Annotated in this window: 14 protein-coding genes and 4 pseudogenes; 11 read left to right on the top strand and 7 right to left on the bottom strand. The window is 73.0% G+C overall.

Annotation, left to right across the window (positions count from 1 at the left end):
- Positions 1-4 precede the first annotated feature (4 nt).
- Both WJ438_RS16455 and WJ438_RS16450 read right to left on the bottom strand, forming a co-directional pair.
- Positions 5-1,717: a peptidoglycan DD-metalloendopeptidase family protein gene (locus WJ438_RS16455; RefSeq protein WP_406725927.1), complete on the bottom strand. Its 1,713-nt coding sequence runs from the start codon at positions 1,715-1,717 to the stop codon at positions 5-7.
- Between the two features lie 246 nt (positions 1,718-1,963).
- Positions 1,964-2,829: pseudogene (locus tag WJ438_RS16450) on the bottom strand (esterase/lipase family protein).
- A 452-nt stretch (positions 2,830-3,281) separates the two neighbouring features.
- On the opposite strand from WJ438_RS16450, the gene WJ438_RS16445 reads away from it, so the two are divergent.
- Positions 3,282-3,698 (top strand): cobalamin B12-binding domain-containing protein, encoded by a 417-nt coding sequence (locus tag WJ438_RS16445; RefSeq protein ID WP_202275927.1) that lies wholly within the window; start codon positions 3,282-3,284, stop codon positions 3,696-3,698.
- A gap of 311 nt (positions 3,699-4,009) precedes the next feature.
- On the opposite strand, the pseudogene WJ438_RS16440 reads toward WJ438_RS16445, so the two are convergent.
- Both WJ438_RS16440 and WJ438_RS16435 read right to left on the bottom strand, forming a co-directional pair.
- Positions 4,010-5,697, bottom strand: a pseudogene (locus WJ438_RS16440) (DUF5691 domain-containing protein).
- A 240-nt stretch (positions 5,698-5,937) separates the two neighbouring features.
- Positions 5,938-7,293 carry an SWIM zinc finger family protein gene (locus WJ438_RS16435; RefSeq protein ID WP_406725926.1) on the bottom strand — a complete coding sequence of 452 codons (1,356 nt, stop codon included), beginning with the start codon at positions 7,291-7,293 and terminating at the stop codon, positions 5,938-5,940.
- A 132-nt stretch (positions 7,294-7,425) separates the two neighbouring features.
- Between WJ438_RS16435 and WJ438_RS16430 the strand changes: the two genes are divergently transcribed.
- The 6 genes and pseudogenes from WJ438_RS16430 to sucD all read left to right on the top strand — a co-directional run bounded on the left by WJ438_RS16430 (position 7,426) and on the right by sucD (position 16,382).
- Entirely contained in the window at positions 7,426-8,595 is a 1,170-nt protein-coding gene (locus WJ438_RS16430; RefSeq protein WP_406729713.1) for an AAA family ATPase, read from the top strand.
- A gap of 40 nt (positions 8,596-8,635) precedes the next feature.
- Positions 8,636-11,106: pseudogene (locus WJ438_RS16425) on the top strand (DUF5682 family protein).
- A gap of 47 nt (positions 11,107-11,153) precedes the next feature.
- The gene (locus tag WJ438_RS16420; protein ID WP_406725925.1) at positions 11,154-12,317 is read left to right on the top strand and encodes a VWA domain-containing protein; all 1,164 of its coding nucleotides are present in this window, start codon (positions 11,154-11,156) and stop codon (positions 12,315-12,317) included.
- 236 nt (positions 12,318-12,553) lie between these two features.
- Positions 12,554-13,684 (top strand): hypothetical protein, encoded by a 1,131-nt coding sequence (locus WJ438_RS16415; protein ID WP_406725924.1) that lies wholly within the window; start codon positions 12,554-12,556, stop codon positions 13,682-13,684.
- Positions 13,685-14,297: 613 nt separating this feature from the next.
- The gene (gene sucC / locus WJ438_RS16410) at positions 14,298-15,476 is read left to right on the top strand and encodes an ADP-forming succinate--CoA ligase subunit beta (protein WP_406725923.1); all 1,179 of its coding nucleotides are present in this window, start codon (positions 14,298-14,300) and stop codon (positions 15,474-15,476) included.
- A gap of 21 nt (positions 15,477-15,497) precedes the next feature.
- Entirely contained in the window at positions 15,498-16,382 is an 885-nt protein-coding gene (sucD, locus tag WJ438_RS16405) for a succinate--CoA ligase subunit alpha (protein WP_406725922.1), read from the top strand.
- An 89-nt stretch (positions 16,383-16,471) separates the two neighbouring features.
- Here sucD and WJ438_RS16400 read toward each other — a convergent pair whose 3' ends face one another.
- The gene (locus WJ438_RS16400) at positions 16,472-17,620 is read right to left on the bottom strand and encodes a helix-turn-helix domain-containing protein (RefSeq protein ID WP_406729712.1); all 1,149 of its coding nucleotides are present in this window, start codon (positions 17,618-17,620) and stop codon (positions 16,472-16,474) included.
- Positions 17,621-17,679: 59 nt separating this feature from the next.
- Here WJ438_RS16400 and WJ438_RS16395 point away from each other — a divergent pair.
- Positions 17,680-19,346: pseudogene (locus WJ438_RS16395) on the top strand (DUF6350 family protein).
- A gap of 45 nt (positions 19,347-19,391) precedes the next feature.
- On the opposite strand, the gene WJ438_RS16390 reads toward WJ438_RS16395, so the two are convergent.
- Positions 19,392-20,198, bottom strand: a complete 807-nt coding sequence (locus tag WJ438_RS16390; RefSeq protein WP_406725921.1) for a hypothetical protein — start codon at positions 20,196-20,198, stop codon at positions 19,392-19,394.
- A 370-nt stretch (positions 20,199-20,568) separates the two neighbouring features.
- On the opposite strand from WJ438_RS16390, the gene purN reads away from it, so the two are divergent.
- Positions 20,569-21,207 (top strand): phosphoribosylglycinamide formyltransferase, encoded by a 639-nt coding sequence (gene purN / locus WJ438_RS16385; RefSeq protein WP_406725920.1) that lies wholly within the window; start codon positions 20,569-20,571, stop codon positions 21,205-21,207.
- Positions 21,204-22,847 (top strand): bifunctional phosphoribosylaminoimidazolecarboxamide formyltransferase/IMP cyclohydrolase, encoded by a 1,644-nt coding sequence (purH, locus tag WJ438_RS16380; protein ID WP_406725919.1) that lies wholly within the window; start codon positions 21,204-21,206, stop codon positions 22,845-22,847. Before purN ends, purH begins: the two co-directional genes overlap by 4 nt.
- 112 nt (positions 22,848-22,959) lie before the next feature.
- On the opposite strand, the gene WJ438_RS16375 is transcribed toward purH, so the two are convergent.
- Entirely contained in the window at positions 22,960-23,568 is a 609-nt protein-coding gene (locus WJ438_RS16375) for a hypothetical protein (protein WP_406725918.1), read from the bottom strand.
- A 352-nt stretch (positions 23,569-23,920) separates the two neighbouring features.
- On the opposite strand from WJ438_RS16375, the gene WJ438_RS16370 reads away from it, so the two are divergent.
- A complete protein-coding gene (locus tag WJ438_RS16370) occupies positions 23,921-24,775 on the top strand; it encodes a bifunctional methylenetetrahydrofolate dehydrogenase/methenyltetrahydrofolate cyclohydrolase (RefSeq protein ID WP_406725917.1) in 855 nt (284 codons plus the stop codon).
- Positions 24,776-24,873: the final 98 nt, after the last annotated feature.

The following is a 24,873-nucleotide window of genomic DNA, read 5'->3' as shown; positions in this document are numbered from 1 at the left end:
GGTTCTACGTCGGGTCGAGGCCGTGGCTGCGGAACCACGCCAGTGGGTCGATCGCCGAGTCGCCGCCCGGGCGGACCTCGAAGTGGAGATGCGGGCCGGTGGAATTGCCCGAGTTCCCGGAGAACGCGATCGGCTGGCCGGCCTTCACCGCCGTACCGGAGGGGACCTGGTAGCTGGAGAGGTGGCAGTACCACGTCTCCGTACCGTCCATCGCGGTCACGATCATCATGTTGCCGTAGGCGCTGTTGTACTGGGTGCGGACCGTGCCGTCGGTCGCGGCCATCACCGTCGCGCCGTACGAGACGGGGAAGTCGATTCCGCTGTGCACGGACATCCAGTTGATGCCGGACTGGCCGTAGTAGGCGCTGAGGCCCTGCTGCGCGACGGGAAGCGCGAACTTCGGGCGCAGCCGCTCCTTACGGGCCGCTTCCTCCGCGGCCGCCTTGCGGTCGGCCACCTGCTGGGCCTTCAGGTCGATGCGTTCCTGGGTGCGACTGGCCCGGTCGGCGAAGTCGTTGGCCCCGGCGGAAAGGCTCTCGAGCTGGGTGTTGAGTTCGTTGTTGACGGCGGAGGGCTGCACCGGCGGCGGATCCGCCGCGGTCGTCCTGGTCTCCGGACCGCCGCCGTCCTCGGCCAGATCGCCGACCGAGGCCGCCGCGATACCGGCGACACCCATCACACACACCGAGGGCACGGCCACCGTCAGCAGCGCGGAGCGCTTGGCGGGCGTGCGACGGCGGGAACGGGACCCGCCGTGTGACGCCGCGCGCGGCGCGGGCAACGGGGTGGGCTCCTCCTGCTCGTCGAGCAGCGGGGCCACCGTGGGCGGCTCACCGGTGTCGTCCGGCGCGTCGGGGGCGGGCTCGTGGGAATCCTCGTAGCGGACCTCGTGGAGTTCCTGACCGGATGCCTGGGAATCGAAGCCCGGGGAGGTGCCGGCGGTGGACGCCCGCAGGTCTGGGTGCCGCTCGAACGTGGCGGTGGCCTGCTGGTCGAACGGTACGGCCCGATGCTCGTAGGAGGGGGCCTCGTAGGCCTCGGGGACCGGTGCGGCCGTGCTGCCGTCGGAGTTCCACTGCGTGGCGTCGTAGGCGCCGGTGTCGGAAGTCCGGGTGCCCCAGTACCACTGCCGGGTCGGATCGGCGGAGCTCTGGGCCTGGTCGGGCTGGAGCCAGGCACCGGCGTCCCACTGACCGCTCGCGTCGGGTGCCGCGGCCTGCGGCGGAACCGTCGGCATCTGCTGCCCGGTGGTCCAGGCGGTCGCGTCGTAGCCGCCCGTGTCATAGGCGGCCTGCTGCTGAGCCGCGTACGCGTCGTAGTGCGCGGTGTCGTGGCCGCCCGCGGACCAGTTGCCGGTGGCGTACGAACCCGGGTCGTGACCGCTGCCCGGGAGGTTGCCGAAGAGGGGGTCGGTGGCGAAGGCCGCCGTGGCCGGAGCGCCGGTTCCGAAGCCCGTGGGGTCGAAACCGTTGGTGTCGTAGCCGCTGTACGTGGTGAAGTCGCCGTACGGGGCTTCCTGGGTGTCATAGGACGCGTAGTGCGCCGAGACGGCGTCGGAAGCCGGGGCCGGGGCCATTGTCCCCGACGGGTGACGGTCGTTCACCAACTTCTCTTTCGCCTCGACGACAGGGGCTGGCAGAGCAGTGCGGCGACTGTACCCGGCGGTATGCGGGCGCGACAATCTTCCGCAGGTTTCGCGCGCGCAGGAAACGGGCATTCGGTTGCGTTTTGGCAGCGGGTATCCAGAGTCTTGGCTTTTTGTTCGAAGTCTGTTCGAGATGTGTATGCGTTCACGTCGCCAAGTCGGCCGGGTGGAGCGGCTGTTGTTCGGGGAGGGAAGCGCTGCCGCCGCGGTTGCCGAGGAGCATGCGCTTCGGGCGTGTCGCCGCCTCCCTCACGACCGGACGCCGCAGCGAAGCGCTCGAACCGGTCCCCCGGGCCGGAATCCAGGACCGGGCCGGCGTCAGGCCACCGTCAGACCGCCCGTGTGGCCGGTGGACGGTTCTCCAGGTTGCGCCGTGTCCAAGACCTCCCGTATGCCGGTCGCCACGGCGGGGTGCACGGGCAGGGCGAGATGGCCGACGCCGCTCACCCGCACGTTCTGCACGATCAGGTCCTGGTGCTCGACGCAGGCCGATTCCAGCGGGTCCATCATGTGGTCGAGGTCGCTCCAGAAGGCGACGAAGCGGGTGCGGCAGCCGGGCGCGGGGCGGGCGAGCTCCTCGACCACCGGGGAACCGGGACGCATCTGGCGCACGATGGGGTGTGCGTTGGCCAGTGGCGCGACGCGCGTGCCGGAATGCGGGGTACCGAGCGTGACGAGTGTCCGTACGCGGGTGTCGCCGCCCAGGCACTGCACGTAGTACCGCGCGATCAGCCCGCCGAGGCTGTGCCCGACGATGTCGATGCGGCTGCTGCCGGTGCGCTCGCACACCTCCTCTATGTGCCGGCCCAGAAGTTCGGCCGCGACGCGGATGTCGCAGGTCAGCGGAGAGTAGTTGAGCGACTCGACCTGTTGCCTGCCGTGCTGGGCGAGACTGCGGCGCAGCAGCACGAAAACCGAGCGGTTGTCGATGAAGCCGTGCAGCAGCACGACCGGGGCCGGCTCTCCACCGGCAGCTTCGCGGCGCCGTCCGGCGGGGGGAGTTCGGTGGTCGTGTCCCGCCGCTCCTGCACGATGCCGACGGGATAGAGGAGCAGGTGGGCCGCCAGGATGGCGAGCTCCAGGGCGGTGGCCTTCAGCAGGGCGGTGGAGAGACCCGTCAACCGGCTCGGTACCAGACGCCGGCAGAGCGGCAGAAAGGGTAGTACTGCCTCCGTGACCTTCATGGCCGACCTCCCGTCGGCACGCGAAGGACAGCTCTGTCCCCCGGGTGCCCTCATGGGGTCCGCCACGAAAAGCGGTCGACGCCGCGCCCGTCAGGAGCTTGAGGTGGTCGCGGCGGTGGGGCGACCTCGTTGCGAATCCCTTCTACGCATGTTCCCACTGTTGTCCGCGTGTCGCACGGGCAGCAGTGCCCGGATCGCGAGGCGCCGGAACGGTGCGCGGTGAACATGTTCCTGTGTGTGATTTCCCCCTCGGTCCGCACCGTGAAACTGTCGGGTGCGGGATGCTGGGGATAACGTGCGTTCACTTCCCCGGTCCGGGGCGTCCGTACCTCGGCGGCGTATTCGGTGCGGTGGGGCGGCGGAGGCATGCGGTACACGTGACGGGTGCGGCATGGCTGATGTGTGCGGTGTTTGTCGGTACGGATGGATGTAGTCGCTTCAGGGAGGCAGTGATGGGTGTGGCAGCCGGTCCGATCCGCGTGGTGGTGGCCAAGCCGGGGCTCGACGGCCACGATCGCGGGGCCAAGGTGATCGCGCGGGCCCTGCGCGACGCCGGTATGGAAGTCATCTACACCGGGCTTCACCAGACTCCCGAGCAGGTCGTCGACACCGCGATCCAGGAGGACGCCGACGCGATCGGTCTGTCCATCCTCTCCGGTGCGCACAACACGCTCTTCGCGGCGGTGATCGAGCTGCTCAAGGAGCGGGACGCGGCGGACATCCTGGTCTTCGGCGGGGGGATCATCCCCGAGGCGGACATCGCTCCGCTGAAGGAGAAGGGCGTCGCGGAGATCTTCACCCCGGGTGCGACGACGGCGTCGATCGTGGACTGGGTGCGCGCGACCGTACGGCAGCCCGCGGAGGCGTAGGCCCCGGGCCGGGCGGTCGCTCACCTGCCCCGCGGGGCAGGTGCCGCGTCCGACCCGCGCGGTCCACGCGGCGCTGCTGCCGCGACGGGGCGCCACCGGTGTGTCCGGCCTCCGGCCGGTCACCGTCGAACCGCGCGGGCTCCGGCTCAGCGCCGACCGCGCGGGCTCCGGCTCAGCGCCGACGGTGCGGGCTCCGGCTCAGCGCCAACCGTGCGGGCTCCGGCTCCGATGCAGACCGTGCGGTTCCGGCTCGACGCCGGCCGTCCCTGCGCTCCTCCGCGGGGCGGTTCGCGCTGGTCGTGGCGGGGGAGTCAGGGGTGGTCGGGCGGCGCCGGGGTCAGCTCCGCCAGCATCGCGGCGCGCAGACGCAGCGTGGTGACCAGCCGCTGGAACGCCTCCGACCAGTAGCCACCGGCGCCCGGCGAGGCGTCCTCCGGCTCGTCCGGTACGGCCAGGAGCGCGTCGAGGTGGCCTGCCTCCAGGGGGTCGAGGCAGCGCTCGGCCAGGCCCATGACACCACTGAAACTCCAGGGATAGCTCCCCGCGTCCCGCGCGATGTCGAGCGCGTCCACCACGGCCCGCCCGAGCGGCGGCGCCCACGGCACCGCGCACACGCCGAGCAGCTGGAACGCGTCCGGCAGCCCATGTGTCCCGATGAACCCCGCCACCCACTCGGCTCGTTCCACCGCGTCCAGAGTGCCGAGCAGCTTGGCGCGCTCGGCCGGGGACACCGCTCCCGGGCCGCCCGCCTCCGCCGCGGCGGGCTCGCCGAGCAGTGCCCGCGACCACTCCGCGTCCCGCTGGCGCACCGCCGCGCGGCACCATGCCGCGTGCAGTTCGTTCCGCCAGCCGTCCGCGACCGGAAGGGCCACGATCTGTCGGGGGTACGTCCGCCGAGCCGCCGCGACCAGGTGCCCAGGGGCGCCGCCTCCACCAGCTGCCCCAGCCACCACGACCGTTCGCCCCGGCCCGCGGGAGCCTTGGCCACCACACCGTCGCGCTCCATGCCCGCGTCGCACTCGTGCGGCGCTTCGACGGTGAGGGTGGGCACGTCCCGCGTGTGGTCCACGGCCACGCACACCCCGGCCCGGACCGCCATGCGCTCCGCGAGGGCCGAGCCGGGCAGTGCCGACAGCAACTCGGCGGCCGTCGCCCGCACGTTGCGGCTGCGGTCGGCGAGCGACAGCTCCAGGAACGGCTCGTCGTCCGGGGCGAGACGGGTACGCAACGAGTCGAGGAACATCAGCCGGTCCTCGGCCCGTTCCGTCGCCCAGGTCGTCGCGAGGAGTTCGCGTGCGGCGGCGGGCCGGCGGGAACGGAGGGCGGCGAGCAGGGCGACCCGTTCCGCGAAGAGGCCCTCCTGCCAGAGCCGCAGGGACGGCTCCGTGTTCTCGGGGTCCTCGGGGTTCACGGTCCCCGGCAGTGACGTGCCCCCTCCCGGCGCCGAGCGCAGGGCGAACCGCCAGTCCGGGTTGAGGCGGGCCAGCCACAGAGCGCGCGGCCCCGCGAACCGCAGGGCCGCCGACCGCAGGTCCGTACGCCCCCGCGCGGCGTCGAGCAGCGCGGGCAGCGCCGGGGCGGGCGCCGCGAAACCGTGGGCGTTCGCCGCCGCCAGCCACTGGGGCAGCAGCTCCCTCAGGTCCGGTGCCGTGCCCCGGCGGCCGCCGCCGGAGGTGCCGGGGCGGTCGGCGAGCAGCATCGTGAGCCTGCGGGCGGCGGCGGGTGGGAGCGCGGGGCGCGGGTCCCGGGGCGCCGGTCGCGGACGCTCCGCAGCCCTGGCGGGACGCAGTCCGGCGCGGCGCCGCACGGTCGCCACGGCCGCCGCGTCCAGCAGGGCCTTCGGGGCGTCCGCACCGGGCGCGGAGCCGGCCGGAGTACGCCGGTCCGTCCCCAGCAGTGCGGTGGTGACGAGGTCCTCCCAGGCGCCCGGGAGGGACGGGTCCGCCGAGTGCGACGCCGGCGCGGCCGAGTGTGCGGCCGGTACGGAGGTCCTGCTCATCTGATCTCCTTCGAGGAAACCCCGTCCTTCAGGGCGATTCGTCGTCGGCCACCTACGGCCCCCGGACGGGGTGACGTGTCCGGGATGCCCGGTCGGCGAAAACCAAGCCGACCGGGCCTACCGCCGGGCTGGCGGGATGTCAGGCGGCGCCCGGAAGCGGCCGCAGGCGGGCGCGCACCGCGTGTCCGGCGATGACCGGAAAACGCGTGCGGAGGGTGGAGCCGGGGAAGTGCGGGCGGCTCAGCACAGCGGCACCACCTCGCCGGGCCCCTCCGGCCAGGCCGACAGCGGGGTGAATCCCCGGTGGCCGCACTCGCCGAAGACCGTGACCGGCGCACCGCCCGAGAGGGCGACGAGACGCCACAGGCCGGGACGGGAACGCGCGGCCGGGGTGAGTGGCAGGGCGGCGTCCTCGTCGGCGTCCGCGAGCTGCCAGGAGTCGCCGTCCGGGGCCGGTATCACCCGGCCCAGGGTCACTGGCACGGAGTCCAGCCAGGGATCGTCGCGCAGCGCGTCGCCGTAGCGGGCGGCGGCCCGGGCCGTCGTCGTCCCGGGGGGCCGCTCGGCCGTGGGGGCGGGTGCCGCGAACCGCTCGCCCAGGGCCGCCCGCGACTGCCCGGTACCCGGGTAGGCGGACAGTTCCGCGTCCATGGCCAGCCCCACCGGCAGCGCGAGTTCCGGAGCGCGCCCCGCGGCCCCGTAGGAGAGGAGCAGCGCGGTGCGCCGCGAGTTTGCGCCGTACAACCAGATCCGGCGGGTCGTCAGACGCGCGTCCGCCGAGTCGTACTGGGCGAGGACCAGCCAGCGGTCCCGCACCGGCGGGCCGTCCGCGGAGGCCGGCAGACCGATGCGGGAGCGGACGGTCGCGGCCAGACCCTCCGGCAGCCGGTCACGGCGCAGCCAGCCCTGATCGAGGAGGTGGAGCAGCGCGCACTCCTCCAGCAGCCGCACCGGCCAACCCGGACCCGTGCCCAAAATCGCCCCCAACTCCCGGACCTTGGTGGCCAGTCCCGGCGCCTGTGCGTCAACCATGCGGGCCGCCGTCTCCTCCCACAGGCCGTACCCGGACCGCTCCGCCGTGGCCAGTCCGCCGCGGAGCAGATCCGTCAGCCGCTGCTCCAGCTCCGACGCGCCCGCGGTGACCCGCTCGGCCCGGCGCTCCGCCCTGCGCCGGGCCGCCTCCGGATCGGCTGGTCCGGACGGGGAAACCGACGGGGCCGCGGTCCCGTTCCGTTCCGCGCGCCCGCGCCTGCCAGTGATCCACTGCCCGGCCCACTCCGGCACCTCCGCCCGCGGCACCGCCCCCTCGTCGCCCGCCCAGAGCAGCAGCAGGCCGAGGGCGTGCTTGCACGGGAACTTGCGACTCGGGCAACTGCACTTGTACGCGGGCCCGGAGACGTCCGAGAGGTCGACCACCGTCCGGTACGGCTTGCTGCCGCTGCCCTCGCACAGCCCCCACACCGCCCCCTCGCCCGAACTGCCGGCCTCGGACCACGGACCGGTCGCGCCGAGTTCGCTTCCCGCTTTGCGGGACGCGATGTCAGGCGCCAAGGCCAGCACCTGGTCCGCGGTCCAGCGCACCCCCTGCTCAGTCATGTCATCGAAGGTAGACCCCCCCACTGACAATCGGTCTCGCGTGCGTGTTTGCCCAGGTCGCAGCGATTGTCAGTGGTGTGGTGCACGGTGGGTACCAGATCCGAACCGGCCGAGCTGGAGGGGGACTCCGCCATGCCTGTGTCCGTCGAACCGACATCCGTCGACCCGAACCGGAACGGCTCCGCGCCCGCGAACGGGGGCGCGAGAGCCACCCCGCCCGCGGCCGGGGTGCTGCGCGCGCATGCCGAGGACGCCTTCGCCGCCGAACTCACCGCGCTGGCCGCGCAGGACGACCGTCCGCGGCCGGTCCGCTGGAAGCTGTCCCCGTGGGCCGTCGCCACCTACCTGCTCGGCGGCACACTGCCGGACGGCACCGTGATCACACCGAAGTACGTCGGCCCGCGCCGCATCGTCGAGGTCGCCGTCACCACCCTGGCCACCGACCGCGCCCTGCTTCTGCTCGGCGTGCCCGGCACCGCGAAGACCTGGGTGTCCGAACACCTGGCCGCGGCGGTCAGCGGCGACTCCACACTGCTGGTCCAGGGCACCGCCGGCACGCCCGAGGAGGCCATCCGCTACGGCTGGAACTACGCCCGGTTGCTCGCCCACGGCCCCAGCCGCGACGCCCTCGTGCCCAGTCCCGTCATGCGCGCGATGGCGGAGGGGATGACGGCCCGTGTCGAGGAACTGACCCGGATCCCGGCCGATGTGCAGGACACGCTGATCACGATCCTGTCGGAGAAGACGCTGCCGATACCGGAACTGGGCCAGGAGGTGCAGGCGGTCCGCGGCTTCAACCTGATCGCCACCGCCAACGACCGTGACCGGGGGGTCAACGACCTGTCCAGCGCCCTGCGCCGCCGGTTCAACACCGTGGTGCTGCCGCTGCCGGAGACCCCCGAGGCGGAGGTCGACATCGTCTCGCGCCGGGTGGACCAGATCGGCCGCTCCCTCGACCTGCCGGCCGTGCCCGACGGCATCGCCGAGATCCGCCGTGTCGTCACCGTCTTCCGCGAGCTGCGCGACGGGATCACCGCCGACGGCCGGACGAAGCTGAAGTCGCCCAGCGGCACCCTGTCGACCGCCGAGGCGATCTCCGTGGTCACGGGCGGGCTGGCGCTGGCGGCCCACTTCGGGGACGGCGTGCTGCGGGCCGGAGACGTCGCGGCGGGCATTCTCGGCGCGGTCGTCCGTGACCCGGCGGCGGACCGCGTCATCTGGCAGGAGTACCTGGAGACCGTCGTCCGCGAGCGCGACGGCTGGCAGGACTTCTACCGGGCCTGCAGGGAGACAGGCGCGTGAACGGCAGGCGGCGGGCGGCCGTGCGGCGCCGTGAGCCGGCGTGTTCGCCCGGACGCCCGCCCGGAGAGAGCGTGAGGGGGACGGCGTGAGCGAGGTGGAGCAGCCCGGCGGCGGCCGGGGAGCGGGACCGCTGCTGCTCGGGGTGCGGCACCACGGGCCGGGGTCGGCGCGGGCCGTGCGGGCGGCCCTGGAGAAGGCCCGCCCGAAAGTCGTCCTGATCGAGGGTCCGCCCGAGGCGAACGAGCTGATTCCGCTCGCCGCGGACGACGGCATGCGCCCGCCGGTCGCCCTGCTCGCCCATGCGGTGGACGAGCCCGGCCGCTCGGCGTTCTGGCCGCTCGCCGCGTTCTCCCCGGAGTGGGTCGCGATCCACTGGGCGCGGGAGCACGGCGCCCCGGCCCGCTTCATCGACCTGCCGGCCGCCCACACCCTGGCCCGGGGGAGGGGCGGGGCGGACGACGGGGGGCGGACGCGCCACGGGGAACAGCCGGACGACGGACAGCAGGCGGCCGGAGAGCAGGCGGCCTCCGGGCAGCAGGGCGATGTGCGGATCGATCCGCTCCGGGTGCTGGCCGAGGCCGCCGGGTACGACGACGCCGAGCGGTGGTGGGAGGACGTCGTCGAGCACCGGGCAGTGGGGGAGGAGGGTGACGCGCTCGCGCCGTTCACCGCACTGGAAGAGGCCATGACGGCGCTGCGGGAGGTGTACGGGAGCGGGGGACCCGACCGGGATCTCGTGCGCGAGGCGTACATGCGGCTCCAGATCCGGGCGGCGCAGCGGGAGTTCGGGGAAGGCGTGGCCGTCGTCTGCGGGGCCTGGCACGTGCCCGCGTTGCGGCGGAAGGCCACCGTCACCGCCGACCGGGCCCTGCTCAAAGGGCTGCCGAAGGTCAAGACGGACATGACGTGGGTGCCGTGGACGAACCGCAGGCTGTCCCGGTTCAGCGGATACGGCGCGGGCATCGACTCGCCCGGCTGGTACGGACATCTGTTCGGCGCGGAGGACCGGCCCGTCGAGCGGTGGATGACGAAGGTGGCGGGGCTGCTGCGCGCCGAGGACCGGATCGTGTCCTCCGCCCATGTCATCGAGGCGGTACGGCTGGCGGAGACGCTCGCCGCGATGCGCGGCCGTCCCCTGCCCGGCCTGGGCGAGACGACCGACGCGGTGCGGGCGGTGATGTGCGACGGCTCCGACGTGCCGCTGGCGCTGGTGCACGACCGGCTGATCGTCGGTGACGTGCTCGGGGAGGTGCCGGCGACGGCTCCCGCGGTGCCCCTGCAGCGGGACCTCACCCGGACACAGCGCCGACTGCGGCTGAAACCCGAGGCCGCGGAGCGGGAGCTGGAACTCGACCTGCGCAAGGAGACCAACGGGCAGCGCAGCAGGCTGCTCCACCGGCTGCGGTTGCTCGGCATCGGCTGGGGGAGCCGGCGGCCTCGTACGGGAGCACGGGCACGTTCCGGGAGACGTGGCGGCTGCGCTGGGAGCCGGAGCTGTCCGTGCGGGTCGCCGAGGCCGGGATATGGGGCACGACCGTACTCGCCGCCGCGACCGCCAGGGCCGAGGCGGACGCCGTCGCCGCGCGGGACCTCGCCGACGTCACCGGGCTCGCCGAGCGCTGCCTCCTGGCCGGACTGCCCGACGCGCTGCCCACGGTGATGCGGATACTCGCCGACCGCGCGGCCCTCGACACGGACGTCGGCCATCTCGCCCAGGCCCTGCCCGCCCTGGTTCGCTCGCTGCGCTACGGCGATGTGCGCGGCACCGGCACCGCGGCGCTGGCCGAGGTCGCCGCCGGGCTGGCGGAGCGGATCCTGGTCGGCCTGCCCCCGGCCTGCGCCGGACTGGACGCGGACGCCGCCGACGAGATGCGGCGCCATCTCGACGCCGTGCACGGGGCGGTGGGGCTCCTCGGTGACGTCCCCGCACCGGGCCACAAGAACCTGCGCGCCCGTTGGGCGTCGGTGCTGGGGAAGCTGGCGACGCGGGACACCGTGCCCGGTGTCGTACGGGGGCGGTCCGTCCGCCTGCTGCTGGACGACGAGGAGCTGGTGGAGGAGGAGGCGGCCCGGCAGATGGGGCTGGTGCTGTCGTCGCCGGGTACGTCACCGGCGGACGCGGCGGCGTGGATCGAGGGCTTCGCCGGCGGTTCGGGGAGCGGGCTGCTCCTCGTCCACGACGAGCGGCTCCTCGGACTGGTTGACGCGTGGCTGACGGGGGTGCCGGCGGAGGCGTTCACGGATGTGCTCCCGCTGCTGCGGCGGACCTTCTCGGCGTACGAGCCCGGGGTGCGGCGCACGCTCGGCGAGCTGGTCCGGCGCGGGCCGGGGGCGCGGGGCGGTGCGGCGAACGCCGGTTCCGGAACACCCGGCTTCGCGGCCGGCCTCGACACCGGCCGGGCGGACGCGGTCCTGCCCGTGGTGCGGCTGCTGCTGGGACTGGAGGAGGCGGCCGGGGACGGCGAGAACGGCGAGGACACGGCCGCCGGCCTGGTGGGAGCGGCGCGATGACGGACACACGGTCACCGGGCGAAGGAGCAGCGGACGGAGGGGGACGGATGACGGCAGCGGTGGCGGACCCGGCGCAGGAACGGCTGCGGCGGTGGCGGCTGGTGCTCGGCGGGGACGCGGCGGACGTCACCGGATGCGCGCTGTCCGGCCAGGACGCCGCCATGGACGCAGCGCTCACCGCGCTCTACGGCAAGGGGGACAAGCCGCAGAGGGGGCGGGAACGTTCGGCCGGGCTGGGGGCGTCCGCGCCGTCGGTGGCGCGCTGGCTCGGGGACATCCGGACCTACTTCCCCTCCTCCGTCGTCCAGGTCATGCAGCGCGACGCCATCGACCGGCTGGGGCTCGCCACCCTCCTGCTGGAACCGGAGACGCTGGAGGCGGTCGAGGCCGACGTCCATCTCGTGGGCACGCTGATGTCGCTCAGCAAGGCGATGCCCGACACGACGAAGGAGACGGCACGGACCGTCGTCCGCAAGGTCGTCGACGAACTGGAGAGGCGGCTCGCCACCCGCATCCGGGCCACCCTCACCGGCGCCCTCGACCGGAGTGCCCGCGTCAGCCGGCCCCGCCACCACGACATCGACTGGAACCGCACGATCGCGGCCAACCTCAAGCACTACCTCCCCGAGTACCGGACGATCGTGCCCGAGCGGCTCATCGGCTACGGGCGTGCCGCGCAGTCCGTGAAGAAGGAGGTCATCCTCTGCGTCGACCAGTCCGGGTCGATGGCGGCGTCCGTCGTCCACGCCTCGGTGTTCGGGGCGGTGCTCGCGTCCATGCGGTCCGTCCACACGCGGCTCGTCGTGTTCGACACGGCGGTCGTCGACCTCACGGACCAACTCGACGACCCCGTCGACGTGATCTTCGGTACCCGGCTCGGCGGGGGTACGGACATCAACCGGGCGCTGGCGTACTGCCAGTCGCGGATCACCCGGCCCGCGGAGACGGTGCTCGTACTGATCAGCGACCTCTACGAGGGGGGTATCCGCGACGAGATGCTCAAGCGGGTCGCGGCGATGAAGGCGTCGGGGGTGCAGTTCGTGGCGTTGCTGGCGCTGTCCGACGAGGGAGCGCCCGCCTACGACCGGGAGCACGCGGCGGCCCTCGCCGCGCTGGGCGCGCCGGCGTTCGCCTGCACGCCCGACCTGTTCCCGGAGGTGATGGCCGCGGCGATCGAGAAGCGGCCGCTGCCGGTACCGGACCCGGCATGAGGAACGTAGAGGAGAGAGGAGGAGCGGCGGAGCGGGGCAGCCAGGGGTAATCGGGGAGAGGGGCGAATTGTCGCTCCGTCGCCGTCCGACTCGGGTCGGCAAAGGCGGACATGACGCCCCGTCGGTGAGAGAGGGCTTGCGCAACCTCGGGAGTCGCGTGCGAGGATCGACGCCGCTCGACGCCTGAGGCGTCGAGCCCCTCTCCTGTACCGCCGTCCCCGAGGAACCTCCCTCCCTTGACCTGGTCAGCCGTCCTGTCCGGTGCCGCTCCGCGTGCGATGCGCACGGCGGCCGGCAGGCGTGCGCTGCACCTGACGTTCCTGGTGGGCGCGGTGTTCGCGCTCGGCGTGCTGTGCGGGGAGCGGGCCCAGGCGGCGGACGGCGGCGGCCCGGTGAACACCTCCTCCGCCTCTCCGGCCGCCGGTGCGGTGGCGCCGGTGGCGGTGGCGGACGGCGTCGGGGCGGGGCTGACCGCTGCGGCCGGGCGGACCGGCGAGCCCGACCCGCCGGCGACCGGAGCCCACTCCGGGGAGGGTGTCCCGGCACCCGCACAGAGCGCCGCTCACGGCCCAGGGCCGGCCCACTCGGCGCAGCCCCGCCCGGAGCACGCAGACGCAGACGAAGACACGGACGAGGGCACGGGCAACGGGAAGCACCCGGTCCGGTCGGTGGGTGAGCGGGGCGTGACCCCGGTCGCCGATCGGCTGGGCGGGGTTGCCGCCGGTCTGACCGAGGCGACCGAGAAGGTGCTCCCGGCGCCGTCCCCTCCGTCGCTGCCGCAGGCTCCGGCTCCCTCCCTGCCGACCGTGCCCGGCCTGGCGGCGCCCGGCCTGGCGCAGCCCGCGCCTCTCCCGGGGTTCCCAGGTCTGTCCGACGTCCCGGTGGAGCCCGGACTCCCGAGGCTGCCCGCCGTGCTACCGGACATCCTCCCCGCGCCGCTCATCCCCGACCCGCCGACGGGCGCCGCGGCCCTCCCGCCGCCGGCCGACGCCTCCGCTCCCACCGCGCGGCCCGAAGCCGCGGAGGCCGCCACGCACGGTCCGGACGTCGGAGGCGCCGGCACGGGCCTCGCCGTCGACCCGCTGGCGCACGACGACGCCGAGCACCGCGCCACGCCCCCCGCGCCGCACACCGACCCGACCCCGGCGCCCCACGCCCCCGGCGGGAGCCCGGACGGCACGACGGGCAACCGCTCCGCGGCGGACCACGGCACACCACGCCACGGCGACGCGCACGCCGTCACCCCGAGTCACCGTCTCCGTGTCCGGCTCGTACCCGGCGCCGCCGCGCCCATCGAGGCGGCCGAGACCCGGGACCGGGAGCGGGACGTCCCGGTCCCTCCCGCCTGGGCGGCCTCCAGCGGGTAGGCCGCGCACCTGCGCAGGCCCTCACCACCCGCCCGGGCACGAGTACGCCCCTACGCCCGTACGAGCGCCCCTGCATCCGTACACCTCGAGTACACCTCGAACACCTCCCCCCACCTCGTACGTCAGGCACGCCCCGTACAGCACGCGTCCCCACCCGTGCGTGCGGCACCTGACTCACGAGTAAGGAAAGCTTTACGGGGGTATCCGGAACCGGACGGCCGAACGCCATCGGCTGGTCCGGCCGCAACCCCGTGGAGAGGGTGGTCGGCCCCCATTGGGGTGGGGGCCGACCGCCCGCACCCCGGCGAGCAGGGATGTCGCCGCTCCTCCGGGTGCACGGCGGGCCTCACCGGGTCAACCCCAGCCCGGTGAGGCCCCACACCGATGGCACGCTGTGTCACTGTTTGCGGCATCATGTGACAGGTATCACCGCTCAGGTGTGACCCGCGATTTAGAGACGCCTTGCAACCGGGGCTAACCTGCGAGACGGACATGCCGCGCGCTCGGACACCGTGTGCGCTCCCTTTGTGACACTGCGGACGTAGTCACGTTGCCCTTCGCGGCACGCCCACGCATCCAACGAATCGCGAACCACTGATAGGGACGGAAGCGCGTGGACCTGTTCGAGTACCAGGCGAGGGACCTCTTCGCCAAGCACGATGTACCGGTGCTGGCCGGTGAAGTCATCGACACGCCTGAGGCGGCGCGCGAGATCACCGAGCGCCTGGGCGGCAAGTCCGTCGTCAAGGCTCAGGTGAAGGTCGGTGGACGCGGCAAGGCCGGTGGCGTGAAGCTGGCGGCCACTCCGGACGAGGCCGTCGCCCGTGCGACGGACATTCTCGGGATGGACATCAAGGGCCACACGGTCCACAAGGTGATGATCGCCGAGACCGCCCCGGAGATCGTCGAGGAGTACTACGTCTCCTTCCTCCTCGACCGTGCCAACCGCACATTCCTCTCCATCGCGTCCGTCGAGGGCGGCATGGACATCGAGGAGGTGGCGGCCACCCGTCCGGAGGCCGTCGCCAAGACGCCGATCGACGCCAACGAGGGCGTGACCCCCGAGAAGGCGCGCGAGATCGTCGAGGCCGCGAACTTCCCGGCCGAGGTGGCCGACAAGGTCGCCGACGTCCTCGTCACCCTGTGGAAGACCTTCATCGCCGAGGACGCGCTCCTCGTCGAGGTCAACCCGCTGGCCAAGGTCGCCTCCGGTGACGTCCTCGCCCTCGACGGCAAGGTCACCCTGGACGACAACGCCGAGTTCCGTCACCCCGACCACGAGGCCCTCCAGGACAAGGCCGCGGCCGACCCGCTCGAGGCCGCCGCCAAGGAGAAGAACCTCAACTACGTCAAGCTCGACGGCGAGGTCGGCATCATCGGCAACGGCGCGGGGCTCGTGATGAGCACCCTGGACGTCGTCGCCTACGCCGGTGAGGCGCACGGCGGCGTCAAGCCCGCCAACTTCCTCGACATCGGCGGTGGCGCCTCCGCCGCCGTCATGGCGAACGGCCTGGAGATCATCCTCGGCGACCCGGACGTCAAGTCCGTGTTCGTCAACGTCTTCGGTGGCATCACCGCCTGCGACGAGGTCGCCAACGGCATCGTGCAGGCACTGCAACTGCTCGCGGACAGGGGCGAGGAAGTCACCAAGCCGCTGGTCGTGCGTCTGGACGGCAACAACGCCGAACTGGGTCGCAAGATCCTCTCCGACGCCAACCACCCGCTCGTGCAGCGTGTGGACACCATGGACGGCGCGGCCGACAAGGCCGCCGAGCTCGCGGCCGCGAAGTAAGGGACGAGGGACAGAACAGCCATGGCTATCTTCCTCAACAAGGACTCCAAGGTCATCGTCCAGGGCATGACCGGTGCCACCGGCATGAAGCACACCAAGCTCATGCTGGCCGACGGCACGAACGTCGTCGGCGGTGTGAACCCGCGCAAGGCGGGCACCTCCGTCGACATCGACGGCAACGACATCCCGGTCTTCGGCACGGTCGCCGAGGCGATCGAGAAGACGGGCGCGAACGTATCCGTCCTCTTCGTGCCGCCGGCCTTCGCGAAGTCCGCCGTCGTCGAGGCGATCGACGCCGAGATCCCGCTCGCGGTCGTCATCACCGAGGGCATCGCCGTCCACGACTCGGCCGCGTTCTACGCGTACGCCGTGGAGAAGGGCAACAAGACCCGGATCATCGGCCCGAACTGCCCCGGTCTGATCACCCCGGGCCAGTCGAACGCCGGCATCATCCCGGGCGACATCACCAAGCCGGGCCGGATCGGCCTGGTCTCGAAGTCCGGCACCCTGACGTACCAGATGATGTACGAGCTGCGGGACATCGGCTTCTCCTCGGCCGTCGGCATCGGTGGCGACCCGGTCATCGGCACGACGCACATCGACGCGCTGGCCGCGTTCGAGGCCGACCCCGACACCGACCTGATCGTGATGATCGGTGAGATCGGCGGCGACGCGGAGGAGCGGGCCGCGGCGTTCATCAAGGAGAACGTGAAGAAGCCGGTCGTCGGCTACGTCGCGGGCTTCACCGCGCCCGAGGGCAAGACCATGGGCCACGCCGGCGCCATCGTCTCCGGTTCGTCCGGTACCGCCCAGGCGAAGAAGGAGGCCCTCGAGGCCGCGGGCGTCAAGGTGGGCAAGACGCCGACCGAGACGGCCAAGCTGGCGCGCGAGATCCTCGCGGGCTGAGCGACCGCAGCACACGGGTGGGCCCGTTCCCTCAGGGGGACGGGCCCACCGTCGTTTCCGACCGCGTCACCCGGCACCACGTCGGCCGATCACCGCGGCTGCGGTGCCAGCCGTTGCGGGCCGTGCTGCAACTCCTCCCGGAGCTTGCTGCGCAGCTTCCGTTCCGTGTCCGAGAGGGGACCCGGGGCCACCTGCGGCGGCACCCCCTGGACGGTCTCCCCGGGCGGCAGCGGCGGATCGTAGCGCGTGGGCGCCGTGGCCAGAGTGAGCGCGGTGGCGCCGATCAGGGTGACCGTGAAGGCGAGGGCGGCCCGGGTCCAGAACCGGGCCCTGCGTTCGCTGCTGTCCCGCACCTCCGGCGGCTTGGCGGACCGCAGGTGCTCGGAGGAGGCCAGTTCGGCCAGCCGTTCGTGCAGCATCCGCGGATCCGACAACTCCGGCAGCCGGGCCGCGACCGTCTCGCGCGCGTGCAGCAGCCGGCTCGCGGTCGCCCGCGTGCTGGCCTCCGTCTCCGCCGCGGTCTCCGGCAGGTCGAGGCCGACACCGTCGTAGAGCACGAGCGTGCGGCGGTACGGCGGTGGCAGGTGCAACAGGACGTCCAGCAGCGCCCGGTCGGACGGGTCCGAAGGCGGCGGTTCCGGGCGCCGGCAGCGGGGCCGGAAGCGATGCCACGGGGACAGCGCCCACTCGTACGCCGCCGCGCGCACCCAACCGGCCGGGTCGCGGTCGCGGGCCACTTCGGGCCAGCGCTCCCAGGCCAGTTGGAAGGCCCGCTCGACCGATTCGCGCGCCAGCCCGCGGCGGCCGGACAGCAGATACGTCTGCCGTACGAGCGGCGGGGCGCAGAAGGCGTACAGGGCGTCGAAGGCCTGAGTGGGTGTCAGGTCGGAGGAACCGCCGCCCTCTTGGCCGGACGGGGCGAGTACTGCCTCGGGGTCATCGGAGCATACGGGGCGATCAGGGTGTTCGAGGGGCCGCTCGGACCTCCCGGCGGGCGCGGATGCCGTCGTGGCCGCCAGCAGTTTCGCGTATCTCTTCCGCTTCCGGCCGCGCGGTGCGCCGCGGCCTGACTCCCACGCACGCACCGTCTCGCGGCTGACGCCGATCCGCTTCGCGAGCTGAGCCTGCGTCAGAGAGCGGGATTCGCGCAGGCGTCGGCGTTCCCCGGGCGGGGGAGAGGGGTGGCGGGGCTCCGTGTCACAGGACGCCCCTCCGTGCGAGAAAGTACATAAAGTTATATTGAGCGACACAGCGGTGCTTCGCCCGTTACGACGGAAAAGCGCGTGTCGTTGGGAACATGGCGGATGTGACCCAGACGACTGCCCGCCGATCGACGACGGCCCTGCTGCTCACCCGGATGCGTGACCGCTCGCCCGGACTGACCTCCGGCCTCCTCGGCGGCGCTCTCGCCGCGGGACTCGGACTCGCCGCGTTCGCCATGCTCGTGACCCTGCTGTGGATCAGCTCGCCCTACCCCGACAGCGGACCCGACGGCGCGCTGCACCTCGCGGCGGCACTGTGGCTGCTGGCGCACGGCGCCGAGCTGATCCGTACCGACACGCTCTCCGGTGTGCCGGCGCCCCTGGGTGTTCCGCCGCTGCTGCTGCTCACGGTCCCGGTGTGGCTGCTGCACCGGGCGGCCCGCGACGCCACGGACGGGGACGCGTCGGACGACGCTCCGCTCGTCGACGGCCCGACCGCATGGGCGGGCGTCGTCCTCGGCTACCTGGCCGTCGGTACGCCCGCCGCGCTCTATGCCGCGGGTGGTGAGCTGCGGCCGGCGTGGGCGTCGGCCGGCGTGTGCGTTCCGCTGGTCGCCGTGGTGGCAGCGGGCGTGGGGGTGTGGCGGGCGTACGGCTGCCCCAGCGGGCCGCTGGAACAGACCGTGGGGGCGCTGCTGCCGAGGGGCGTGCGTCATCTGCTCCTCGGCCCGGACGGACGCCTCGGGACCGCGGCACGCGCGGCGACGGCCGGGGCCGCGGTGCTCGTCGGCGGCGGGGCACTGCTGCTGACGGTGTCGCTGCTGTGGCACGGCGGAGAGACCCAGGCGGCCTTTCTGCGGCTGACGGAGGGGTGGTCGGGGCGGGTCGCGGTGCTGCTGCTCGGCGTCATGCTGCTGCCGAACGCGGCGGTGTGGGCGGCGGCGTACGCGCTGGGCCCCGGGTTCCTCCTCGGGCCGGCGTCGCCGTGACCCCGTTCTCCGCCACCCCGGCCCCGCTGCTGCCCGCGTTCCCGCTGCTGGCGGCGGTGCCGGACGCGGGGGCGGGGACGCCGGTGAACTGGGCCGCCGGGGCGGTGCCGTTGGCGGCCGGCGTGGTGGCGGGGTGGTTCGTCGGGAAGGGCGCCACGGCGACCGGGTGCCCGGCGGCAGCGGAACGGGAGGGCCGGCGGTCGGGGCGGGCGCCGGACGCGGCCTGGTCGCGGGGCCGGACAGCCGGCGCCGCCGGGATGGCGGCGGTGTTGTGCGCGGCCCTGCTGGCGCTGTCCGCCGCGCTGGCGGGCGGGCCGATGGGGGTCGCGGCGCTCTCCCGCTTCGGGCCGGTGTGGTGGCAGACGGGAGGCGCGACGCTGGTGTGGATCGGGCTGGTGGCCACGGCGACGGCCCTGGCGGTACGGGCATGGCGGTGCCGCCCGCCTCGGGACGAACCGGCGGAACGGGCACCGGCAAGGGCGTCGGCGTCGGCAGGAGCGGGGCCAGGCGCGAGGGTAAGGGCAGGAGCACAGGCATGGGTGCGGGTGCGGGGGCCGAGGATCGGCAGGCCGCGCAGGCGGTCACCGGAGGGCGAGGCGCGCACGACGGACGCGCGACGGCTCCCGGACACCTCCAGCCCCTACGACTTCCTGCCCGCGGACCCCACCTCGGCCGTACCCAGTGCTCCCACGGCTTCCAGTGCTCCCACGGCTCCCCCCGGGCCGCGTGCTCCCGAACCCCCGAACACCCCCGAGCCGCCCCCCACCGTGTAGGCGGGGGGCGGCTCGGGGGTGTGGGAGTCGTTGTCGGTCGACCTCTCAGTCGGCCGTCCCGAGGAAGTTCTGGAGTCCGTCCGGCAGGAGGGTGTTGCAGGACTGCTCGGCCTCCTGAGTGAGGGCGTCATTCGTGCAGGTGTAGTAGTCCTGGTACACCAGCTGTGCCGTGAAATTGGCGGCGACGAGGGCGAGCGCCAGGGAGGCCGTGACCAGCCCGCTCACCGCGGCCGTGGTCTGCGGACGGCCCGTCTGCCCCGGTGCCGGGGAGTCGGGGTCGGAGGCCGCGCGGGGCTTGGCCCGCAGGGCGCTGATCGCCCAGTACAGGGCGAGCGCGCCCAGCAGCAGCGCGACGTAGGGCCAGCTGAACAGGGCGAAGAAGAAGGCCCACATGCCGGACAGCAGGGAGTAACGCGCCCGGCGCTGGACCGGATCCGTCGGGTCCCAGCGCGGACCGGGGCTCTGGGGGCCGCCGCTCCCGCCGCCCTGTCCCTCCGGGCCGCGAGGGCGATCGCCGAAGCCGCCCGAGGAACGGCCGGGCTGCCGGTCGCTCCACCGCCCACCCCAGAGGGAGGGGCCGCCGTCTCCCCGGCCGCCACCGTCACCGTCCTCGTCACCGCCCTCGTCGCCGGACGGGTGCCGGGGCTGCCAGGGCTGGTCGGGGGTCCCCTTCGGTGGCGGCGCGAACGGATTGTCCTCCTCGGAGTCACGGCGCCGCTCGCCGCCGCTGCCCTCGCCCTGGGGCGTCTCGGGCGGTGAGGCGGGGCGCTCCCGCAGCAGCACGGCGCCACGCTCCCCTCCCTGTACCGACGGCTGGAGGAACGTGAGGAATCGCAGGCTGCGGTCCGGCATCAAGTGAGCGTCTTCCCCTTTTAACGAAGTACGACTGATCAAGTACGGCTGACTACGAACGACTTCCACGGCTGAGCCGGAGTGTTCCGTCCGTTCTCCGGCCCGGGTCCCCCGCCCTGTGAACGCCTGGTGCACAGGTGGCGTTCCCGGGTGACCCGAACGTTCCCGAACGTTCCCGAACCAACTCTTCCCAGACGCTACCTTCCAGCCACGCCCCCGTCCCGTGGGGGCCGCCCCGTGTGCCGGTATCGTTGCTGACGGTCGGCCGCTTCGTAGGCTCCCCCGTATCCGAGGGCGCGAAGCATTCGTACGAATGTACAAAGCGCCGTGCCTCCGACCGCACGAGCGCTTCCCGAGAAAGGGCCCCACCGTGGCCGCCAAGCCCGTGGCCGAGCGCGCCAGGCGCATCGTCGTGCTGGTCTCCGGATCCGGCACCAACCTGCAGGCCCTCCTCGACGAGATCGCCGCCCTCGGCACCGAGGCGTACGGAGCCGAGGTCGTGGCCGTCGGCGCCGACCGTGAGGGCGCCGAGGGGCTCGCCCGCGCCGAGCGCGCCGGGCTGCCGACCTTCGTGTGCCGGGTCAGGGACTTCGCCGACCGTCAGGAGTGGGACGCGGCGCTCGCCGAGGCGGTCGCCGCCCACGAGCCCGACCTCGTGGTGTCCGCCGGGTTCATGAAGATCGTGGGTAAGGAGTTCCTCGCGCGCTTCGGCGGGCGGTTCGTCAACACCCACCCCGCCCTGCTGCCCAGTTTCCCCGGCGCCCACGGCGTACGGGACGCGCTCGCGTACGGGGCCAGGGTCACCGGCTGCACCGTCCACTTCGTCGACGACGGCGTCGACACCGGGCCGATCATCGCGCAGGGCGTGGTGGAGGTCCGGGACGAGGACGACGAGAGCGCGCTGCACGAGCGCATCAAGGAAGTCGAGCGAAGGCTGCTCGTCGAGGTCGTGGGGCGGCTCGCCCGCAACGGCTATCGCATCGAGGGACGAAAGGTAGTTATCCAGTGACCGCCGAGAGCAACAAGCGAGCCATCCACCCACCCGTCACCCACCACCACCCTCAGTCGGAGGCCTTGCAGGACCGCCCCGTTCGTAGGGCGCTCGTCAGCGTCTACGACAAGACCGGGCTCGAGGAGCTCGCCCGTGGCCTGCACGAGGCGGGCGTCGAACTCGTCTCCACCGGGTCCACGGCCGGCCGCATCTCCGCCGCGGGCGTCCCCGTCACCAAGGTCGAGGAACTGACCGGCTTCCCCGAGTGCCTGGACGGCCGGGTCAAGACCCTGCACCCGAAGGTGCACGCCGGCATCCTCGCCGACCTGCGCCTCGACAGTCACCGGCAGCAGCTCGGTGAGCTGGGGGTGGAGCCGTTCGACCTGGTCGTGGTCAACCTCTACCCGTTCCGCGAGACCGTCGCCTCGGGGGCGACGCCGGACGAGTGTGTGGAGCAGATCGACATCGGCGGCCCCTCCATGGTCCGCGCCGCCGCCAAGAACCACCCGTCCGTCGCCGTGGTGACCAGCCCCGCCCGATACGCCGACGTCCTGTCCGCCGTGCGGGACGGCGGCTTCGACCTCGCCACGCGCAAGCGGCTGGCCGCCGAGGCCTTCCGGCACACGGCCGCGTACGACGTGGCCGTCGCCTCCTGGTTCGCCTCCGAGTACGCACCCGTCGACGCCGCGGCCGACAGCGGCTCCGCCGCGGGGCGGTTCCCCGACTTCCTCGGCGCCACCTGGGACCGCGCCCGCACCCTGCGCTACGGCGAGAACCCGCACCAGCCCGCCGCGCTCTACACCTCCCGCGAGGGGGGCCTCGCCGAGGCCGAGCAACTGCACGGCAAGGAGATGTCGTACAACAACTACACGGACACGGATGCCGCGCGCCGTGCCGCGTACGACCATGACGAGCCCTGTGTCGCGATCATCAAGCACGCCAACCCGTGCGGCATCGCGACCGGCGAGGACGTCGCCGAGGCGCACCGCAAGGCGCACGCCTGCGACCCGCTGTCCGCGTTCGGCGGCGTGATCGCGGTCAACCGGCCGGTGTCCAAGGAGATGGCGGAGCAGGTCGCCGAGATCTTCACCGAGGTCGTCGTCGCGCCGGACTACGAGGAGGGCGCCCTCGAGGCCCTCACCAAGAAGAAGAACATCCGCGTGCTGCGCTGCCCCGAACGCCCGTCGAACCCGGTCGAGGTCAAGGCCATCGACGGCGGCGCGCTGCTCCAGGTCACCGACCGGCTCCAGGCCGAGGGCGACGACCCCGCGCGCTGGACGCTCGCGACCGGTGAGGCGCTCGGCGCGGAGGAGCTCCAGCAGCTCGCCTTCGCGTGGAGGGCCTGCCGGGCCGTGAAGTCCAACGCGATCCTGCTCGCCAAGGACGGCGCCTCGGTCGGCGTCGGCATGGGCCAGGTCAACCGGGTCGACTCCGCGAAGCTGGCGGTGGAGCGGGCCGGCGCCGAGCGCGCCCAGGGCTCCTACGCCGCCTCCGACGCCTTCTTCCCCTTCCCGGACGGTTTGGAGATCCTCACCGCGGCGGGCGTCAAGGCCGTGGTCCAGCCGGGCGGTTCGGTCCGGGACGAGTCGGTGGTCGAGGCGGCGGAGAAGGCCGGCGTCACGATGTACTTCACGGGGACGCGGCACTTCTTCCACTGAGTGGCACGTCTTCCCACGTCTTCCCCGAACCGAATGAGGGCCCCGGCGTCGGCCGGGGCCCCCTTCCCGCACGCCGGGCAGCGCGCACGACACACACAGCGGCGGAACGGGTTCAGTACTGGGGCCGGTTGAACCAGTAGCTTCCGTTCTTGTTGGCGCAGAACACGATGATCAGGACGCCGAGGACCAGGCTGATCAGGGCGAAGAGGTTGGCCCCCAGCAGGTTGAGCACACTGATCAGCGTGACGATCGAGGCGTAGACGATCGCGGAGATACGCACCCCGCTCCGGCCGGTGCTCATCTTGACGCCTGTGAAGATCGCCCAGAACGCGAACGCCAGTACGATCACACCGAACACGATCATGACGCCCGCGCCGATGCCGGCGACGGTGTCCACGTCCTCCGCGGAGATGCTCGGGTCGTCGGCGATGATTTCCTCGAACATCTCGGCGAACCGGGCGCTGACGATCATCATTGCCAAGCCGATGAGGATCTGGCAGCCACCGAGTACGAACAGCATCACGCGCGCGGCCTTCACGCTGCCGGGCATGACCGCCACGGGGCCCGGCCGGCCGTAGGGCTGCTGCGGGAACGCGGGCGGTGACGGGTAGCCGTGACCGGGTTGGCCGGGGGGCTGCTGCTGGGGGTAGCCGTAGCCGGGCTGGCCGGGCTGCTGCTGGGGCGGCTGTCCGTAGGGGTTGTTCGGGTCGCCGAAACTCATGGCGCTTCTTCCTCCGTTGTCTCTGCGGGTGCGGGGACGACGCGGGGCACGGTTCGGAGGAAGTTCTGCAGACGCGGTCCGTCCCCCGGTTCTTGCCCGCGGCACCGTGCCATTCATCGTTCTTGACCGATCTGCCGATTGTCCAGCCGCAGGCGGTATGTGTTGTGCAAGTGCAACATCGCTGATCTTGGCCGGACACAGGTGAAACATGGCTGGGCCGAGGGTGGGCCGGGGATGAAATGTGGGATCGCGAACCTCGCGGACGCCCGGGATGAGCCGGGGACGCGTCCGGAGCGCGGGCGGAACGCGCGCGGATTGGAACCGGGGCCCGGTCATCCGCGAGGATGGGTCCATGACCGCCCAGATTCTCGATGGCAAGGCCACCGCAGCAGCGATCAAGTCCGATCTGACCGCCCGCGTGGCGGCGCTGAAGGAGAAGGGAGTCACACCCGGCCTCGGCACGATCCTCGTCGGCAACGATCCCGGCAGCCAGAAGTACGTCGCCGGCAAGCACCGCGACTGCGCCCAGGTCGGCATCGCCTCCCTCCAGCGGGAGCTGCCCGACACGGCCACGCAGGAGGAGATCGAGGCGGTCGTCCGAGACCTGAACGAGGACCCGGCGTGCACCGGATACATCGTCCAGCTGCCGCTGCCCAAGGGCATCGACGAGAACCGCATCCTCGAACTCATGGACCCGGACAAGGACGCCGACGGCCTCCACCCGATGAACCTCGGCCGCCTCGTCCTGAACGAGCCGGCCCCGCTGCCCTGCACCCCCCACGGTGTCCTCACCCTGCTGCGCCGCTACGGCGTGGAGATCAAGGGGGCCGAGGTCGTGGTCGTCGGCCGCGGAGTGACCATCGGCCGCCCGATGCCGCTGCTGCTGACCCGGCGCAGCGAGAACGCCACCGTGACCCAGTGCCACACCGGTACCCGCGACCTGTCGGCGCACCTGAAGCGCGCGGACATCATCGTCGCCGCCGCCGGCTCCGCCCATCTCGTCCGCGCGGAGGACGTCAAGCCCGGCGCGGCCGTCCTGGACGTCGGGGTCTCCCGCGACGCCGAGGGCAAGATCGTGGGTGATGTCCACCCGGACGTGGCCGAGGTGGCCGGCTGGGTCTCCCCGAACCCCGGCGGTGTCGGCCCGATGACCCGGGCCCAGTTGCTGGTCAACGTGGTGGAGGCGGCAGAGCGCAGTGTCGGCTGACAGCGACGCCCGCAAGGCGCGGGCACCCGGGTCGGCGCCGGCGCCGGAGCAACCCCGGGCACAGGAGTCGGCGCAGGCGCCGACCTCGGCGCCGGCGC

Origin of the sequence: Streptomyces sp. GD-15H, assembly GCF_045291515.1 — a bacterium.
In the GTDB taxonomy this organism is placed as follows: domain Bacteria; phylum Actinomycetota; class Actinomycetes; order Streptomycetales; family Streptomycetaceae; genus Streptomyces.
The sequence above is the reverse complement of the archived record's forward strand: the minus strand, read 5'-3'. Positions and strand labels throughout refer to the sequence as shown.

Excerpts from the sequence above, each read along its gene's own strand:
- WJ438_RS16455 (WP_406725927.1), bottom strand. The coding sequence starts at position 1,717 with ATGCCCGTTTCCTGCGCGCGCGAAACCTGCGGAAGATTGTCGCGCCCG.
- WJ438_RS16445 (WP_202275927.1), top strand. The coding sequence starts at position 3,282 with ATGGGTGTGGCAGCCGGTCCGATCCGCGTGGTGGTGGCCAAGCCGGGG.
- WJ438_RS16435 (WP_406725926.1), bottom strand. The coding sequence starts at position 7,293 with ATGACTGAGCAGGGGGTGCGCTGGACCGCGGACCAGGTGCTGGCCTTG.
- WJ438_RS16430 (WP_406729713.1), top strand. The coding sequence starts at position 7,426 with ATGCCTGTGTCCGTCGAACCGACATCCGTCGACCCGAACCGGAACGGC.
- WJ438_RS16420 (WP_406725925.1), top strand. The coding sequence starts at position 11,154 with ATGACGGCAGCGGTGGCGGACCCGGCGCAGGAACGGCTGCGGCGGTGG.
- sucD (WP_406725922.1), top strand. The coding sequence starts at position 15,498 with ATGGCTATCTTCCTCAACAAGGACTCCAAGGTCATCGTCCAGGGCATG.
- WJ438_RS16390 (WP_406725921.1), bottom strand. The coding sequence starts at position 20,198 with ATGCCGGACCGCAGCCTGCGATTCCTCACGTTCCTCCAGCCGTCGGTA.
- WJ438_RS16375 (WP_406725918.1), bottom strand. The coding sequence starts at position 23,568 with ATGAGTTTCGGCGACCCGAACAACCCCTACGGACAGCCGCCCCAGCAG.
- WJ438_RS16370 (WP_406725917.1), top strand. The coding sequence starts at position 23,921 with ATGACCGCCCAGATTCTCGATGGCAAGGCCACCGCAGCAGCGATCAAG.